Below are 17,430 nucleotides of genomic sequence, written 5' to 3' on the forward strand. Positions count from 1 at the left end.
ACTAATTTAGTATTCACCGCTAAATATGTGATACAAGTCACAATTTAGCCTCTTTGCTGTACTTTCGCATCTTTGAAGCGAGTTGCGCTATTTATGAGCGAGCTTTATCCTCTATTGTTCGTTATTTGTTCTTATTTGTAATGATTTATGTTCGATTAATAGATAAATTTTTCTAGAATGTCAATTTTAACGGCTAGTTGCACACTATTTATAACATTTACTCAACAAATTTAATTTAATTTAATAAATAATAAAAAATACAAAAAATGGCTCCCAGCAAAACCAGGAGCCATTTGCAAATATAAATTCGCGAAACTTAACGCTTCGAGAACTGAGGTGCACGACGTGCCTTGTGCAAACCAGCCTTCTTGCGTTCCACAACGCGAGCGTCGCGGGTCAAGAAGCCAGCCTTCTTCAAAGCAACACGGTTTGCATCGCGATCGATAGCATTCAATGCACGAGCAACACCCAAACGAATAGCACCAGCTTGACCAGTGGTACCACCACCGTCAACGAGGACTACAACATCAAACTTGCCTTCAAGCTTGAGCAACACGATTGGTGAATTCACTTCGCGCTGCAACAAACGAGATGGGAAGTACTCCTCCAAAGTGCGACCATTGATAGTCCACTTGCCGGAGCCAGGAACCAAGCGCACGCGAGCAACAGCTTCCTTACGACGACCAGTGCCATAGCCTGGCTCGATGGCGGAAGTACCAGTGCCTGCACCAGCATTGGTTTCAGTGGTGTAGCTAGTCAGTTCTTCTTCGTTCTCAAGAACCGCGGAGTTGTTATTTTCTGCCATATCTATTCTCCTTGATCTCACTTAGCCTGCTGAGAGACCTGAGCGATCTCGAAGACCTGTGGCTTCTGCGAAGTGTGCGGATGCTCAGCGCCGGTGAACACACGAAGACGGTCAAGCTGCACCTTAGCAAGACGATTCTTTGGAAGCATGCCCTTAACGGCAGTCATGATAATACGCTTTGGATTCCTCTCCAAAAGCTCTGCATAGCTATCACGACGAAGGCCGCCTGGACGACCAGAGTGGGAATACAGTTCCTTGCTCAACTTATTGCCAGTCAAAGCAATCTTTTCAGCGTTAATAATAATAACGTGATTGCCAGAATCAGCATGAGGAGCAAACGTTGGCTTATTCTTACCACGCAGCAAGATTGCTACCTGAGAGGCCAAACGACCAAGTACCACGTCAGTGGCATCGATGATGTACCAGTCATGAGTTAAATCTGCTGGTTTCGGTGTGAAAGTCTTCACAATCGTACCTTTTCTCTATTGTGTTTCGAGCGTATATTTTCTTGGTTTATAGAAAATATTTTACTCATAATCCGTGGGCTCCCTGAAAGTCCTCGATGGCGAGTGGGAAAAGCGCTTTGAAGGACCCCTTAGGGAAACACAACAATCTGCAAGTATATCGCCAAGTGGCGACTACTTGCAAATGTATATTTTATATAAGGCTGCGACGAATTACAAAACGAATTACAAAACGAATCGCAAAACGAATCGCAAAACGAATCGCAAAACGTCACGCGTTCATAATTGCTGAAAGCGACCGCACTCTAGGCAAATCAAACATATTGTCCAAAGACACAGGATTGCCTTCACCATCAGCTAACGGAATACGCCAATTTGGATACTCGTCATTCGTTCCAGGCTGATTTTGCGTACGATACTCTCCAACTGCATCAACCAAAGAAGCAGCAAGCAAACGCGAAGGAGCATCCTTCAAAGCGCGATACAATGCCTCAATAATCTCCTGAGTATGAGCATCCTCATCTTCAAGCAACTGAGCATCCAAATAACCACCTTTGACCAACATTCGCATCATAGCGCGATGCTCTGCCTCAGCGCCAGCGCGGAATTCTTCAACAGAACCAGTAAGCAAGTGCAAACGCTCACGAATATTAACCTGTTCATAGCGCAAATAGCCGGCAGCAGGAGGCAAATCATGCGTATTTACAGATGCAAGCGTCATTTCGCGCCACTTGTCTGGAGTGCGGAATTCGCCGTCACGCTCTTCGAACCATTCAACCGTGCAACCAAGCACAGCCTTCTTGCGCAACACTTCCAAAGCATTTGCAGGCAAAACACCCAAATCTTCGCCAACAACTACACCGTGAGCGCGAGCGGCTTCAATTGCCAAAATGCCAAGCATAATATCAGCATCGTAGTAAACATAAGCACCGCCACTTGGAGCTGAACCTTCTGGAATCCACCATAAGCGGAAAAGTCCAAGAATATGGTCGATGCGAACAGCGCCTGCTGAAGCAAACATTCCATGAACCATATCTCGGTATGTTTTAAAACCAGTACGCTCAAGCTCAAATGGATGCAAAGGTGGCTGAGACCAATCTTGACCTTGCTGATTGAAGTAATCAGGCGGAGCACCAACAGTAGCTCCGTTAGCAAATCGCTCTGGATTCCACCAAACTTCAGATCCTGCAGGATGCACGCCAACAGCCATATCAGACATAATGCCGATTTTCATACCAGCGTTACGAGCAGCAACTTGAGCATCATGCAATTGCGTAAAAGCAACCCACTCAAGCCAACGATAAAACTCAAGAGTATCTGGGAAACGATTAGCTAATTCGCGAACTTGATCAGAATCCTTAGTAAGAGTCCTCTCCCAGCAATCGTCACCCTTTGGAGCACCCCACTTGTCATAGCACAAGCACCAAGTAGCATAAGATTCAAGCCTGTCACCCATCTCCTGCTTAAACTCATTAAAAACGCGAGCGCGAGTTTCAGACATACCAGCCTTGAAAATCAGCCACAATGCACGCATTTTTACACGCCACATGGAATCACGGTCTATTATTTGCGCGTCATTGTTAAGCGGCTCAACCTGTCCATGAAGCTTTTCAATTTCTTTGCGAGTTTTATCGTTTAACGTTTCGTACTCAGGAATACTTTCTGGGCGAATATACGTTACATTTACCATTCCTCGAGCAACCGGCAGGTATGGAGATGGAGTAAGCGGAGTTATAGGCTCACCTGCATGCATTGGGTTTATTAGCACAAAGTCAGCACCAGTTTTTTGCTTAGCTTCAGTAAGAAGAGTCGCCAAATCAGCAAAATCACCAACGCCCCAAGACTTTGAAGAACGGATTGAGTAAAGTTGTGCCATCCATCCCCAAAGCTGTTCTCCATTTGGTTCCAAGGAATTAAGCGTATCAATGCTTTCTGGAGCACTAATAAGTGTTGCCTCTTCTTGACGCTCACCAACCGTCACACGCAATGTGTGATAACCCATTGGCACATCTTCAGGAATTTTTATAAGAGATGTTGCAACAAATTTTCCATTTACAGGGTATGCAACATCATTTTCGTTAGGAACAATAGTTAAATCGCCTTTATATTGTTCACCATTTTCCAATGTCAATGTTGCAACTGGGTATTCTAATATTCCCGTATTAACTGTAACTTCATCACATTTGCCAACAGTGTGCAAAATAGTTGGCGCAATAATGCGTCCATGTCGATACGCTAAAACGTCGTTTGTAGATTTTTCTATTGCCTCATTGGTCGAAGCGTCCACGCCTAATGCGCCTAAAACCGAAACTAATACGTTATCTTGAATCTCGTGTTTTTGATTATCTGAACCAATAAAACTCACGCCAACGCCCATTAATTCAGCAAGACGGTGTAATGGCTTCATTGCTACTTCTTCATCTGTTGTATTATCCATACGCTCCATTATTCGCGTTAGCAACGACTGCGCGCCGCTGATGATACATCTTCAGATTTATCGTTACATAATTCTTGCAGCACATTTTGTGGAACACCAGGATTTAACGCAACAGCTCTTCGTACCATGGAAGCTAATACAGTTGGAGCGTTTTCTTCTGCACTAACACCAAGGGAGGCCAAATATTTCAATGTTTCAGCACTTATGCCATCCGATTGCGCACCCTCTAAACGCATTTTCCAAGAAGCTTTTGGATTGCATAATGCAGCATTTCGAACTGCATTACATGAATCTTTAGTAAGTCTTCCAACTAACCAATTTTTAGCATTTTTATTTTCAGCAACAGCCAAACGCACTTTATCAGCAGAATCTTCAGAAAGTTTCACTAATATGTTTGGAAAAGGCATTTCTGTAGCTAAATAAATACGGTCTTCTTCTGGAGTATTGATATTACCTGCAACTGCTTCAAGCAAGGAAGTGGCTCTAGAAAATGCCGCTTGATCTGATCGATCCGGTAATTCTCTCCTAGCAAATTCATGAAGCTCAGCTGAATCTTCGCTATGTCGTAAATGCTCATATACAGCAGTTAAAGGTTCATAAGATGAATCGTCAGTAGTGTTTGTTTTTTCATTAGTCTTTTCCATGAAATCACCTTTAACGCTTAGTATCTATCAGCTTATTACTTAGAGTACCATCTGCTTCCGGCACAACGCTTCCAGAAAAAGCATTCTGAACCATATCAAGAAATTCTTGTGATTTTAAAGTTGGAATAGCAATATTAAGAGAAATTTCAGCACCATAAATTTCGTTGTCAATTATGCCTTCCATTTGGCTTACAATATGCTGCAACATTCGCAATTGTTGATATTGCAACTTGCAAGTAAAACGAGTGCACGTAATAATATCAACTATTTGCGCAGATTCTACTGCCATACTTGCTGCACGCGCATAAGCTCTGGTTAGACCACCAGCTCCAAGCAAAATACCGCCAAAATATCGCGTTACTGTTACTACACAATCTGTTAAATTTGACGATCTAAGTACATCTAATATTGGTTTTCCTGCTGTCCCAGTTGGCTCACCATCGTCACTCATGCGCTCACGCAATTGAGCTTTCGATGAGCCACAAATTGCAGCATAAGCAACATGACGAGCTTTAGGATTCTTAAAACGCACTGATTGCATAAATTCCACAGCATCGTCAAGATTGTCAATATGACAAATACATCCAATAAACTCTGATTTTTTCTCTACGAAAGAAGCCTCGAAAGGCTGCGATTGCAATTGACGAACAGTGTGCAGAATATTATGCGAATTAATCACTAGATACTACCAATACTACGCTTTTTCGTAACGCAATAACCTGTCAATGATACCAGAAATATCTTCCATTGCTGCATCGGCACCTCCTTCGGTACCAATTTTTACAGATTCATGTATTTCTTTATTGACATGTTCCCTTGCCACTATCACTGCTAAAGAATGTAAAGCAGCAGTTGCAGCGGAAAGCTGCATAAGAACATCTTGACACTTCGCATCGTTTTCAATCATAGTATTGACTGCTGCAAGCTGACCTTGTACTCGATGCATGCGTACTATCAGTTTTTCTTTATCAATATCATAACTTTTCATCATTACTCCGATTTATCAATTACATAACCACACAAAGGTTATAACATCATATACAAATTAATACAATAAATCGTTGTATCTATATTATGCATCATCGTATTATTTATTGCAAAATGACGCGTTAATCTACTTCAAAAAGATCTCAATAGACTAACGCGTCAAATATTCTATATCAAAACATATTATTGCACTAATCTACGCCTCATTGGAGGAATTTCGCTATGCCGTGCCCCAGTAGACATTCTCCCATGTTTAGGAACTATAGCTGAAAAACGACCTAACGATAAACCTGAAGCAAAGGTTAACATAATAACAGCAAGAAGTATCACAGTTACCGAAGAAGCGCCAGTAACAGCAAGCGATGTTGGAATTGTATTACTTTGATTAACATAATTCTTACTAGCATTTTCGTTGCTATTCGTACCGACATGTTGATTGGAAGTATGATCGTTCCCATCATTTTTTGAATCAGTTAAATCATCACTGTTAACCGTTTCATCACTACCAGTTTTACTATGATTTTCTTCTACTTTTTCTTTGCTTTCTTTACCATTCTCCTTATTTTCATTACTATTTTTTCCATCAGTTTCATTACTCAAAGTTTCTTCATTTTTCTCATCATTTGCATCATGCTCATCATTTCCATCATTCTTATCATTCTTAGAACGATCCTCGCCGCCGGAAACTTGCACAGTCTCTCCTTCTACACCCAATACATGAGTTGCTAAAGGATTACCCTGAGCATCGTAAACTTCAGCTTTCCAATAAATAGTTCCTTCATGATCTAATGTAATATCTGCAGAACTTACAGAAATAGAAGACTTCTTACTTTCTTCAGCCTGCTTATCTGTAATATTTACGCGAGATTGAGGCATTTTTTTCTCAATTTCAACAGATATTGCAGTTTCCTTAGTTTCTTTAGCTTCCTTAGTTTCCTTAGTTTCAGAATTACTGTTTTTTGTACCGCTATTTTTAGTTTCACTATTCTTAGCGTCGCCATCCTTAGCATCGTTACATTTAGCTCCGTCACAATCGCTCTTATTTTCCTTACCATCTTCATACTCGTATGCACTAAACACTACGTAACTGCCTTTTGGCAACGTGCCAGTAATACGAGCATTATCGTGGAACTTTTCACCAGCCTTAACCTTTTCATCGCTTACTCTAGTTGTAACAGATACAGGAGTAGTTAAAACATTCGGTTCAACTAAGGCACGACTCCACAATCCGTTATACGCAGATTTATGAGCTAAAGCGCGCGAAGAACCAGGAAAATCATAAACAAACACATACCATCCTGACTCACTATTTTTATTGGCGCGAATATGCACATTATCTTTCAAAACTTTCGGATCCGAAGAAGATTTATTGACTCCAGCAATAGGGCGCATTGTAATGCTTCCATTACCAACCTTATAAACTCCATTTACTGCTGGAACCTCCCAATTACCAATTAAATGATGATGCGCATCTTCTTTTGGCTCTTGCTCGGCTGCTTCACCTTTAGATCCCGGCATATATTTTTCATTATCTTTTTTAGTGCTTTTTTCACTGCCTTCTCCAGCCCACCAAACGCGAATGTGTGCCTTCTTGTCGGCATTAAAACCATATGTTTCATTACCTTTAAACGATCCATATGTTTCCGGAAGACCTCTTACAGTGATTTCACTAACAATTTCTGTGCCAATACCAACAATTTTCTGCTTTGTAACAACATCAGAACTTATAGTTGCTTGGTATACAGAAGTAGAATCTGCAGAACCAAATACTTTCACAACTTCATCATCTAATTTATCTGCATCTTCTTTTTTCTGCGCATCACGAGAAATAATCCAAACCCATGTGCCAAAAAGACCAGCTTCATTATCAGCGACTTTGTAATCTTCAGCTTCCTTCAAATCTGATGCACTAATATCGCCATTTGCGCGTTTAGCCTTAGCATTCACACTTTCGTTAGCTTTAGAAAAGTCAGCTTTTGCTGCAGCAACCTGTCGCAAATCTGGCAAAGCTCTAATACGTTTCAGGTATTGAACTGCAGATTCGCCATTGTTACGTTGCCTAATTTGCAAAATATCTTTAGCAGATCCAACGAAATAATATCCTTGGGCACGCAAAGTAACTCCATTTAACCAACTATCTTTTGCCAACACTCCACTGGTTACCGTGCTATCAACCTTCTCGCCCACATGCAGCTCATGTTTTGCAACTTTTGAAGTAAGAGTCGGCTGGAAACTGTCTTTTACTCCGAAAGCAAGTTTTTCACTATATTCAGCATCGTTTATGGAACGTATCTCGTCTTGATATTCAGGTGAATAATATCTTTCAGCTTTAGGAGCTAAAAATCCAATTTTAACGATGGCAGTACCATTCCTCTTAGAACTCCAAGGAATATTCACTACTTCATCTTTTGACTTTAATTCAACAGATTGTTTACCATCATTAAACTCAACTAAAGCATCTTCAGATTCAAGCCTAATAGGAACATCTTTAAGAGCATAGCCCTTGATATTTTTCACCCTTACATGCACAACTCCAGCATGCTTTCCTGAAGTATACTCTTGATTAACTTCTAAGTTCATAGGAGTATTATTTTCGGCTTCTTCCCACAATTTCTTAGATGTTTTTTTCAAATCCTCAGTAGAGATTTTTTCAAAACCATTATCTACAGCTCTTTTCCACTCATCTTTTTTAAGATCAAAATGATCGTGCATTGCGAAAGCTATAGATGTTTGAGTAAGCAAATCGTCATTATTACTAGAAGTTTTTATCATTTCTGCAGCAATGCGATAATCTTTGTCGAGTTCTTGCTTCCAATCACCTGATGAGCGACCAAAATCTACACTTGATTCAATACAATAAGATATATGTTTCTTGCCCCAATAACTTGGTGTAGGACCAAGCTTTGTGCGAAGAGTATGATCTTTAAGCCATTCTATTTTGTCTGAAACCTTATAAAATACACCAGGTTCATCATAATAACCTAAAGCTGACTGCGTGCAGAATATAGCAGGAATTACAAAAATAGAAGCAAAAAATGCTGACAGACTACGAATAGTTTTACGTTTCATACTAGCGCGCATATTGTTATCGCTACGAGCACTATTATGCTTCCCTCCATACTTTTTCATAAAAATCTCCTTTAGCCCAACCCTTTAAATATTATTTTGAACACTTTTAATAAGCATTCATGAGTCAACTATGAGCTTAAAGAAAGTATGAGTAAATATTTTTTTACTATTGTGGTTAAAAGCTTGAGTAAAATTACGGAGCTATTCACAAATCCACAATTTCTTCTTTTGATATATTATTTTTTATTTCTAAAGTGTAAAATAAGCGTATTTTAATTGCATACTGCACGTTTTCTATACGTAATTGATAAAACAAAAACAAAAACTCCGGACCGCGAAAAGCAATCCGGAGTAACCCGCGGAGTCAGAGAGATTCGAACTCTCGAGCCGCTTACACGACTAACACCTTAGCAGGGTGCCCCTATCGGCCACTCAGGCATGACTCCACTTGTTTACTGTACATAACAGCAACAGATTGACACTATAGCACCTCTTAAGGACTGTAAACAAGCTTGGCGACACACTTTAAGATAACATTAATATAACAATATCCAGTGCTACACAGGATTATGATCTCCAGAAAACGTTACGACTACAGCAAACATAACAAGAATTATTCCTGCAATATCAGTCAATGTTGGAATTTCACCAAATCCCATTCCAATAATAACCGCGATCGCAGGATACAACGCTTGCATAACAGAGTATTTTGCAGAAGTAACACGTTTCAATAAAACCTGATCAAGCAAAGTTGGGAAGAAAGAAGCGCATATTGCAATAACCAACATTAACGCAAGTAAAGCAAAAGAACCACCAGGGCGAGCAGCCCAAGTAGCTTCTGGTTTAGGCGAAATAACATGCTGCACTGCAGGAACAGCAAGAACAACAGACTGCAGCAGCCAACCAATAAGAGCTGCAACACTTACACGATCAATAGCGTGTGAACTTTTTGCCAACATGCGACCTGAAACAATATATAGACCCCACATTGAACCGCCAACAAGAATGGCGAATAACCCAATTAGAAAATGTGGGCTTACTGAACTATGTATAGAAGCACTAGCTAACAGCATAATGCCACAAACAGCAATCACAATTCCCACACGCTCTCGCCATTCATGACCTGTAATAACAGCTACAAGCAAGGGGCCTATGAATTCTATGGTTACCGCAACGCCAACAGCCATGCAACTAATAGCAACATAGAACATAGTGTTCATAGCAACTAACGACACGCCAACAGCTGCAACAATCCCCCATTCTCGTAGCGTTTTTGGTAAAAGACTACGTTTGCTGCGAGAAAATGGTCTTCTCCAAGCCAAAAGCAACAATGTCATAAATCCTACTCGATACCACACTGCATACAGAGGATCCAATTGGCTAAAAGCTACTTTTGCAACAGAAGTTGCTGTATACACCATTGAAGCCTCAATGACGATAATAAGCAGCACAGGCATGCGATGTAAAAGATTGACGACAAATTGCTTCATAGCAACAACCCTACATGAATATTGATCCGACATACGCTTTTTTACAAAAACATTAGTTTAATCCACAAATTTTTTCCATGAAATCGAACGTTTGTTCTATTATAAACTTATGAGTACAGCACCGAGAGTACAAGCAGCGAAACGTGATTGGGGGCACGACACCTCAGGTTGTAACATACTTCACGTCGACATGGATGCATTTTATGCTTCTTTAGAAGTTGCAAGACATCCGGAGCTTAAAGGAAAGCCGCTTATTATTGGCACAGGCAATCGTGCTGTTGTTTCTGCAGCAAGTTACGAAGCGCGCGCTTACGGCGTTAATTCCGCTATGCCCGTTGTTAAAGCTAGAAATCTTTGTCCACAAGGAGTTTTCTTGCCAGTTGACATTCCTTATTATTCAAGCGTTTCCAAAAGTATTTTTGAAAATATTTTTTTGCATATTACTAATCAAGTTGAAAAAGTTTCTGTTGACGAATGCTATATGAATGTTAAATCGGCTTTATTACAGTGGAAATCGCCTGTAAATATTGGAACTTGGGTACGAAAAGAAGTATTTGAAAAGTATCATATCACATGTTCAGTTGGTATTGCTAACAATAAACTTATTGCAAAAATGGCTTCCACTAATGCAAAACCTAATGGAATGCTTCTTATTCCGCAAAAATGCAATGAAGATTTTGTATCAATAATGCCATTGCGCGCAATACCAGGAATTGGCTCATCTTTAATACATAAGCTTGAGGATTGGGGCTTATCTACTGTTACGTCGCTTAAAAATGTTGACGAAGCAACGCTTACTCGCATAACAGGTTCGCAAATCTTAGCAAGAATGATATATCAATCAGTTAGGGGCATAGACGAGCGCACTGTAACTGCACATACCCCTGAAAAATCCATTGGAAGTGAGCGAACTCTTGATACAGATACCACGGACGAGAATGCTGTTAAACAATTACTACAGCAATGCTGCAGCGAAGTAACTCAACAGTTGCGAAACAGAAAACTTATGGCACGCACTATAACGTTAAAACTACGCTTTGGCGACTTGCATTATGTTACTAGATCTTCTACTTTGCAAAACGCAACTGATTCAACACACGAGTTTTACGAGCATGTCGTTGTTTTGCTTTCTAAAGCTAATCCAATTGTGCATAATTACATTCTTGGAGGCAATAATACAAAGCTTTTAAGCCCAGTTCGTTTAGCTGGTGTTACAGCGAATAATCTTGTGCCAACAAATAAGGTTTCACTTCAGCCTTCTCTAAACGATATTCTGGAGGAAAATACTCGCGAATCTAAAAATCCTACACAAAACAGCATGTCCGCAATGAATAAAAATACTAGATTGCGTCACGCAGAACACGCTTTAGATGCCGTTCGCAAAAAATACGGCAACAACGCAGCTCATATTGGATTATGAACTCGCGCCACATTAAACAATACTTTTTCAAATGATTAATTACTTGCTTTATCTGAACGCGGAGGCAAGGCTGCAACGCGAGCTTCATCCCATCCGGAAGCTCCAGCATCTGTAGCTCCTCCCAAATCTCCGAGCTTGTCGAAATAATCAACCGCAGCATCGCGATACCACTCCCAGCCTTCTGGCAAATCATCTTCATAAAAAATAGCTTCTACTGGGCAAGCCGGTTCGCAAGCTCCACAATCCACACACTCGTTCGGGTTAATATAAAGCGTTCGATCACCTTCATAAATGCAGTCTACAGGGCATTCATCTACACACGCTTTATCTTTTACATCAACGCAAGGCTCTGCGATTACATATGGCATAATGCCCTCCTTTCTGCTTTTATGCAACTTTTCTATTATAGAACATTTTTGAAAAGTCTATAACACAAGAAGTCGGCATGCGAATATAATCGTATGCCGACTTCTTGCTAAATAAATAATTTATTAATTTTGATTATTTTGCGAGGCCGCAGCAGACGCCTCAGCTTGAACTTCTGCACGAGCCTGCTCCTCTGTTTCTCCTTCAGCTACCTTCGCTGCAGCAGCGGCATCTTGAGCAAACAAAGTTTCAACCGGAACACCGAGCTGCTTAGCTTTACGCAACTGCCTGCCAAGCAAAGAATTGCGGTAAGAGTAACCGAAGTACACCGCAAAACCAATTGCTAGCCACACTGCAAAACGAATCCACGTAAGCACAGACAAGTTAAGCATGAGCCAGAATGTAGAAAGTGCTGCAAACAGCGGAAGCCATGGATTACCAGGAACGCTAAATGAACGGTGCAAATCTGGTCTGCGCATACGCATAATCGGCACACCAGCAGAAACAAGCAGGAATGCAGAAAGCGTACCAATGTTCACCATGTCGGAAAGAATGCCAATATCGAGAGTGGAAGCAACGACTGCCACAACAATACCAGCAACAATCTGAAGTCTTGCAGGAATACCACGCTTGCTCACTTTAGAGAAGCTGCGTGGGAGCAGACCATCGCGGCTAACAGCGAAGATAATGCGCGTAAGACCAAGCAAAAGCACCATCACAACGGTTGTTAAACCAATAACAATACCGAGGGAAATAATCTTTGCAGCCCAAGTAGCACCCACAAGTTCGAAGCTTGTAGAAAGCGAAGGAGCGGCTTGCTTTGCCAAATCCTTATAGGAAACCATACCAGTTGTTACAACTGCGACGAGGATGTAAAGAACAGTAACAATAAACAATCCAAGACCAATGCCTCGTGGAATGTTCTTGTGTGGATCCTTAGTTTCTTCTGCTGTGGTTGCCACAACATCAAAACCAATAAACGCGAAGAACACGAGTGCAGCACCAGAAAGAATACCTGGAACGCCATAAACAGCTGGCTGCATGCCTGTTACCCACTGCCACAAAGGCTGTGCCATAACCCCAGAGACTTCTATTCCCTTTACACTTGCAGCGTCAGTTGCAGGTGGCACAAATGGCGTAAAGTTGGAAGCTTTAATGTAGAAGAAGCCCACAACAACCACGAACAGAACGATACCAATCTTCAAGATTGTTAAAGCGCCGTCAAAGCGTGCAGAAAGCTTAGTTCCAAGGACAAGCATAGTTGTAAAGAATGCAACGATTATAATTGGAGCAACATCAATAGTGAAACCACCTACGTTAAAACTGGTGGTCATATTCAAACCGAAAAGCTTCATTAAATCGTTAAGATAAACGCCCCAATACTTTGCAATTACTGAGCCAGCCATCAGCATTTCTAGGATCATATCCCAGCCAATAATCCAAGCAATAAGCTCACCAACTGTAGTATATGTAAACGTATAAGCAGATCCAGCAACTGGGATCATTGAAGCAAATTCTGCGTAGCACATTGCAGCAGAACCGCATACAATGCCTGCAATAATAAAGCTAATAATTACAGCAGGACCAGCATGGAATGCTGCAGCCTGAGCGCCGACAGAGAAAATACCGGCACCAACAGCGACAGCAACACCCATAACTGCCAAATCCCAAGCATTTAATGTACGTTTAAGATGGCGTTCACCATCCATAGTCTCAGCGATAGTCTGTTCAACAGACTTTTTTCTCCATATTTGCATAATAAACGCACTTTCGTTGAGGTATAGGTATAAAGGTATGCCGCAATCAGAAGCGAATTAATAAATTTGCGAAACAGTTGCGACTTCACCTATATAAAATTTCTACTTAATTTTCTTTATTTATTCCTGTAAATGTAATTAAATAAAAAATTTATATAGATAATGTAGGTAAATATTACACAAAACATTGCTTACACGGTAGTTTTACCGTGTGTTCCTTTATTATTTGTGAAAATTTAAACAATAAACTTATATATTACTGCATAAAACATATTATATTCGTAAAATTTTCAGTTTATAGAAATATTTATTACAACAGGTTCAGGAATAAGCGTTACACCAAACTTACTTTGCACACCACGGATAATAGTTTTTGCCAAATTTGCAATGTCGTCACAAGAAGCATTATTACGATTGGTAAGCGCCAAAGTATGCAATGAAGAAAGACCTGCAGGCGAAGGTTTCCCATTTTCTATAAGCCTAAAACCCTTATGGAATCCAGCATGGTCAATAAGCCAAGCTGCAGAAGTTTTTATACCATGCGATCCATCTTGCATAATTGCATCAAATTTAGGAGCATCTTCTGGCAAAGTATCGGCTTCACTAGTACTAAGTATTGGATTCATAAAGAAACTACCGCAACTATGACGATCACTGTAAATATTATCGCCCTCTAAAAATTCACCAGTAACATAGTCTTCACTTTGCAATCGCAAAGCAAATTCAACACCTTCAGCACACTTTGTACCACGCATCCACAGCTTATCGTAACGAGAAGCATCCTCAAGCATGCCTTTAGAAGCACGAACGCGCAAAACTTCACGACGTATTGCTGCTGTTTGCATGCGCTCGCCTAATTCTACGTGCAAAGCATTAGCTAATTGCGAATGAGAAACAACGCCGGTTGAATTATGCTTCAAACAAAAAGTAACAGACAGTACAACGTAACGAGGAGTGGGAAAATACGAGTCCGCAGGGACTCCTACTGAAGAGTACATGCTTTTTTTAAGCAATGAAGTGCGATACCCAAAATTTAAAGCATCCTTTTGCAACTCCATAGTTGATTTTGTTTCGCGATCCCAAACTTCTACGGAAGTAACACTTTGAGATACTTCTTGACCATAAGCGCCAATATTTTGTACAACAGAAGCCCCAACAGTGCCAGGTATGCCAGAAAGACCTTCTACACCCTCTAAGCCAAGAGAAATCGTATGTGAAACAAAATCATCCCAATTACAACCAGCTTCAGCATTGATATGCACTAAATGAGCACCACTTTGCAAATCAATGCCATCTTCTGAAGGTGCTGCTTCATCAAGCACATGAATATCACGTCTAGCATCTCGCACAACAACGCCGTTGAAATCCTCATCGCTAACAAGCATATTAGAGCCGCCACCGATAACACATAAAGGCAAACCAGCTTCATCAGCATCTTCTACCGCTTCAATAACAGCAACGCGACTTTTTGGCTCTATAAAACGCGCAATTTTGCCACCTACGCCAACAGTTGTTATATCTGCAAATGATGGATTATTTACTAAAGATGCTTGCATACTCATGGTTTAAATATTAACAGCAATAAATAACAAAAACCCCGCATTAAGCGGGGTAATAAGAATAAAATCTGCGCAACTAGCAACAAGCTTAAACAAGCCGAAATCGTGAGCGCAGGAAGCTGAAAATTCAGCGAGTCTCGCGATGAAGCGTATGCTTGCCGCAGCGTGGGCAGAACTTGTTCAACTCAAGACGATCAGGCGTATTGCGACGATTCTTCGTCGTGATGTAATTACGCTCTTTGCACTCCGTGCATGCCATCGTAATGCCCGGACGGATGTCGGCGCTCTTGCTTGCCATTTCGTTCACCTCTACAATTCATTATTGGCCAGCCAGTCTCCTACTGGCCGTTGTAGCGAGGAAGAGACTCGAACTCTTGACCTTACGATTATGAGTCGTACGCTCTAGCCAGCTGAGCTACCCCGCCAGAGAGCCTCGAGTGAGAATCGGACTCACGACCTCTTCCTTACCAAGGAAGTGCTCTACCACTGAGCTATCGAGGCGTGGCGGGTAGTGGATTCGAACCACTGAAGCACGAAGCGGCTGATTTACAGTCAGCTCCCTTTGACCACTTGGGAAACCCGCCAGCAGTCTCCGTAAGAAGTGAACTTCAAACGGCAACTTTGTTATTTTGCCACGAAATCGCGACTAATGCAAGATTAAGACACGCCGAAAGCAAAACTTTTATGCAAAAAAGCTAGTTATTTAGCGAAAAACCCTCTTTTTTTAAATTTTCGCAAACTGTCAAAACTCTGTCATTAGCCTCGCGCTCGCCGATACTAATGCGAATACCTTCACCAGCAAAAGCGCGAACAGACAATCCTGCAGCAATAAAATGTTCTGTTACTTTCTCAGTATCTGCCCCAAATGGCATCCAGAAGAAGTTTGCGTACGCATCCTCAATATTCCAGCCTTGCTCGCGTAAAGCTTCAACAATGCGCTCGCGCTCAGCAACAAGAGATGCAACACGAGTACTCATCTCCTTGCTTGCGTCATCTTCCAAAGAAGCCAAAGCTGCGACCTGCGCTATTTGAGACACTCCAAATGGCACAGCAACTTTACGCATACCCTCTACGACTTCAGCCGGAGCAATACCATAACCAATGCGCAAACCTGCCAATCCATAAGCCTTGGAGAACGTTTGAGCAACAACTACATTTAGATACTCATGGTACAGCTTTATGCCATTTGCAGTGCCTTTTGCTGTGTTAAACTGCACATAAGCTTCGTCAATAAGTACAAGAACGTCGCTTGGCACAGCATCTAACACCTTGCGAGCTTCCTTCTCGCTAAGTGAAGCAGAAGTTGGATTATTAGGATTATTCAAAATAATCAAACGCGTGCGATCGTTAATAGCTGCAATCATAGCGTCAACATCGTGAGAACCATCGGCACGATTAGGAATCTGAACGCTTGTAGCACCAGCTCCCGTTACAATAATCGGGTAAGCTTCAAAGCTTCTCCAAGGATATATGACCTCATCTCCCGGACCTGCAACCAAGTCAACAAGCTGCGTAATAACTTCCGTAGAGCCGCAACCAAGCACTACTTCGTCTGCAGTCACACCAAAACGCTTAGCAAGTTCTTCAACAACTTCTGTGCCACGCATATTAGGATAACGGTTTATTACATTAAGCGCGCGATTTGAGATTGCTTCTTTTACGCTTTGCAAAGGCTCATAAGGATTTTCGTTACTAGAAATCTTATACGCACGAATGCCGTCCAATTTAGGAGCTGGCTTACCCTGCTTGTAGCTAGGAATTGTATCTACAATATTGCGGTGTTTGTATGTCATACTTCTCCATCATACTCTACACATACCTTAACTGTGCAATAGCGAAAATCCGACTAAAATTGCGCAAGCATGTAAAGAAACTGCCGCTTTATCGCCTTAATCCGACCAAAACTTTACAGCCATGTAAACTTTCTGCCGTTTCCAAGCCAAAATCCAACCAAAACCTTACAACCGCGTAAAGTTTCTGCCAGCTATCCAAATATTTCACGGCACATTCTTACGTACCGCAATAAAAAACGCTGGGAATAACGTTTCCGTCATTTCCAGCGTAAGTTTTATTGTTTCAACCGGCTAAATACTAGCCAAGAATCGCAAGCACATCACGAGAAGACACGATTAAGTAGTCCTCACCTTCGTAATGCACTTCAGTTCCGCCGTACTTGGAATAAAGAACCTTGTCTCCAACCTTAACATCCATAGGAATGCGCTCGCCCTTATCGTCACGACGACCAGGACCTACGGCAAGAACTTCACCCTGCTGTGGCTTTTCCTTGGCATTATCTGGAATATACAAGCCAGAAGCAGTCTGAGTTTCCGCTTGAGCTTGCTTAACAATAATCTTATCCTCCAACGGTGTGAGCTTAATCGACACTGTTGCCACCCCTTTCATAAGAGATATTAATTTCGTACGCAAGAAAC

At 41.4% G+C, this 17,430-nt stretch carries 15 protein-coding genes and 4 tRNA genes; 1 reads left to right on the forward strand and 18 read right to left on the reverse strand.

Going from position 1 to position 17,430, the window contains the following annotated elements:
• Positions 1–316: 316 nt before the first annotated feature.
• The 9 genes from rpsI to HXT58_RS04965 form a co-directional block, all read right to left on the reverse strand.
• Positions 317–805, reverse strand: a complete 489-nt coding sequence (gene rpsI / locus HXT58_RS04925) for a 30S ribosomal protein S9 (protein ID WP_004105525.1) — start codon at positions 803–805, stop codon at positions 317–319.
• A gap of 17 nt (positions 806–822) precedes the next feature.
• Positions 823–1,272 (reverse strand): 50S ribosomal protein L13, encoded by a 450-nt coding sequence (gene rplM / locus HXT58_RS04930; protein WP_004574093.1) that lies wholly within the window; start codon positions 1,270–1,272, stop codon positions 823–825.
• 268 nt (positions 1,273–1,540) lie between these two features.
• The gene (gene malQ / locus HXT58_RS04935; RefSeq protein WP_100209130.1) at positions 1,541–3,715 is read right to left on the reverse strand and encodes a 4-alpha-glucanotransferase; all 2,175 of its coding nucleotides are present in this window, start codon (positions 3,713–3,715) and stop codon (positions 1,541–1,543) included.
• Positions 3,716–3,723: 8 nt separating this feature from the next.
• Entirely contained in the window at positions 3,724–4,350 is a 627-nt protein-coding gene (locus HXT58_RS04940; protein WP_004105530.1) for a hypothetical protein, read from the reverse strand.
• 10 nt (positions 4,351–4,360) lie between these two features.
• Entirely contained in the window at positions 4,361–5,029 is a 669-nt protein-coding gene (locus tag HXT58_RS04945) for a YigZ family protein (protein WP_004574095.1), read from the reverse strand.
• Between the two features lie 15 nt (positions 5,030–5,044).
• Complete coding sequence (locus HXT58_RS04950; protein WP_004574096.1) at positions 5,045–5,338, reverse strand: metal-sensitive transcriptional regulator; 294 nt, start codon at positions 5,336–5,338, stop codon at positions 5,045–5,047.
• 182 nt (positions 5,339–5,520) lie between these two features.
• A complete protein-coding gene (locus HXT58_RS04955) occupies positions 5,521–8,466 on the reverse strand; it encodes a peptidase (protein ID WP_421775624.1) in 2,946 nt (981 codons plus the stop codon).
• 299 nt (positions 8,467–8,765) lie between these two features.
• Positions 8,766–8,852 (reverse strand) — tRNA-Ser (locus HXT58_RS04960).
• Positions 8,853–8,963: 111 nt separating this feature from the next.
• A complete protein-coding gene (locus HXT58_RS04965; protein ID WP_004105538.1) occupies positions 8,964–9,896 on the reverse strand; it encodes an EamA family transporter in 933 nt (310 codons plus the stop codon).
• A 109-nt stretch (positions 9,897–10,005) separates the two neighbouring features.
• Here HXT58_RS04965 and dinB point away from each other — a divergent pair, with 109 nt between their 5' ends.
• The gene (dinB, locus tag HXT58_RS04970; RefSeq protein WP_415705804.1) at positions 10,006–11,316 is read left to right on the forward strand and encodes a DNA polymerase IV; all 1,311 of its coding nucleotides are present in this window, start codon (positions 10,006–10,008) and stop codon (positions 11,314–11,316) included.
• Positions 11,317–11,351: 35 nt separating this feature from the next.
• On the opposite strand, the gene fdxA is transcribed toward dinB, so the two are convergent.
• The 9 genes from fdxA to groES form a co-directional block, all read right to left on the reverse strand.
• Positions 11,352–11,684: a ferredoxin gene (gene fdxA, locus HXT58_RS04975; RefSeq protein WP_004105541.1), complete on the reverse strand. Its 333-nt coding sequence runs from the start codon at positions 11,682–11,684 to the stop codon at positions 11,352–11,354.
• 123 nt (positions 11,685–11,807) lie between these two features.
• On the reverse strand, positions 11,808–13,439 hold the full coding sequence (locus tag HXT58_RS04980) for an APC family permease (protein ID WP_064340729.1): 1,632 nt from the start codon (positions 13,437–13,439) through the stop codon (positions 11,808–11,810).
• 290 nt (positions 13,440–13,729) lie between these two features.
• Positions 13,730–15,001 (reverse strand): FAD-binding protein, encoded by a 1,272-nt coding sequence (locus tag HXT58_RS04985; RefSeq protein WP_101885880.1) that lies wholly within the window; start codon positions 14,999–15,001, stop codon positions 13,730–13,732.
• 124 nt (positions 15,002–15,125) lie between these two features.
• Complete coding sequence (gene rpmG / locus HXT58_RS04990) at positions 15,126–15,296, reverse strand: 50S ribosomal protein L33 (RefSeq protein WP_004105548.1); 171 nt, start codon at positions 15,294–15,296, stop codon at positions 15,126–15,128.
• A gap of 53 nt (positions 15,297–15,349) precedes the next feature.
• A tRNA-Met gene (locus HXT58_RS04995) sits at positions 15,350–15,423 on the reverse strand.
• Between the two features lie 4 nt (positions 15,424–15,427).
• A tRNA-Thr gene (locus HXT58_RS05000) sits at positions 15,428–15,499 on the reverse strand.
• Position 15,500: 1 nt separating this feature from the next.
• A tRNA-Tyr gene (locus HXT58_RS05005) sits at positions 15,501–15,582 on the reverse strand.
• 111 nt (positions 15,583–15,693) lie between these two features.
• A complete protein-coding gene (gene hisC, locus HXT58_RS05010) occupies positions 15,694–16,791 on the reverse strand; it encodes a histidinol-phosphate transaminase (protein WP_415705802.1) in 1,098 nt (365 codons plus the stop codon).
• Between the two features lie 298 nt (positions 16,792–17,089).
• Entirely contained in the window at positions 17,090–17,383 is a 294-nt protein-coding gene (gene groES, locus HXT58_RS05015) for a co-chaperone GroES (protein ID WP_004114319.1), read from the reverse strand.
• Between the last annotated feature and the right edge of the window lie 47 nt (positions 17,384–17,430).

The sequence above is a fragment of the Gardnerella sp. KA01000 genome (genome assembly GCF_049244035.1).
GTDB lineage: Bacteria > Actinomycetota > Actinomycetes > Actinomycetales > Bifidobacteriaceae > Bifidobacterium > Bifidobacterium leopoldii.

What these genes read in the sequence shown, in the direction of transcription:
- rpsI (WP_004105525.1), bottom strand. Translation starts at nt 805, where the DNA reads ATGGCAGAAAATAACAACTCCGCGGTTCTTGAGAACGAAGAAGAACTG.
- malQ (WP_100209130.1), bottom strand. Translation starts at nt 3,715, where the DNA reads ATGGAGCGTATGGATAATACAACAGATGAAGAAGTAGCAATGAAGCCA.
- HXT58_RS04940 (WP_004105530.1), bottom strand. Translation starts at nt 4,350, where the DNA reads ATGGAAAAGACTAATGAAAAAACAAACACTACTGACGATTCATCTTAT.
- HXT58_RS04950 (WP_004574096.1), bottom strand. Translation starts at nt 5,338, where the DNA reads ATGAAAAGTTATGATATTGATAAAGAAAAACTGATAGTACGCATGCAT.
- HXT58_RS04955 (WP_421775624.1), bottom strand. Translation starts at nt 8,466, where the DNA reads ATGAAAAAGTATGGAGGGAAGCATAATAGTGCTCGTAGCGATAACAAT.
- HXT58_RS04965 (WP_004105538.1), bottom strand. Translation starts at nt 9,896, where the DNA reads ATGAAGCAATTTGTCGTCAATCTTTTACATCGCATGCCTGTGCTGCTT.
- dinB (WP_415705804.1), top strand. Translation starts at nt 10,006, where the DNA reads ATGAGTACAGCACCGAGAGTACAAGCAGCGAAACGTGATTGGGGGCAC.
- fdxA (WP_004105541.1), bottom strand. Translation starts at nt 11,684, where the DNA reads ATGCCATATGTAATCGCAGAGCCTTGCGTTGATGTAAAAGATAAAGCG.
- HXT58_RS04980 (WP_064340729.1), bottom strand. Translation starts at nt 13,439, where the DNA reads ATGCAAATATGGAGAAAAAAGTCTGTTGAACAGACTATCGCTGAGACT.
- HXT58_RS04985 (WP_101885880.1), bottom strand. Translation starts at nt 15,001, where the DNA reads ATGAGTATGCAAGCATCTTTAGTAAATAATCCATCATTTGCAGATATA.
- rpmG (WP_004105548.1), bottom strand. Translation starts at nt 15,296, where the DNA reads ATGGCAAGCAAGAGCGCCGACATCCGTCCGGGCATTACGATGGCATGC.
- hisC (WP_415705802.1), bottom strand. Translation starts at nt 16,791, where the DNA reads ATGACATACAAACACCGCAATATTGTAGATACAATTCCTAGCTACAAG.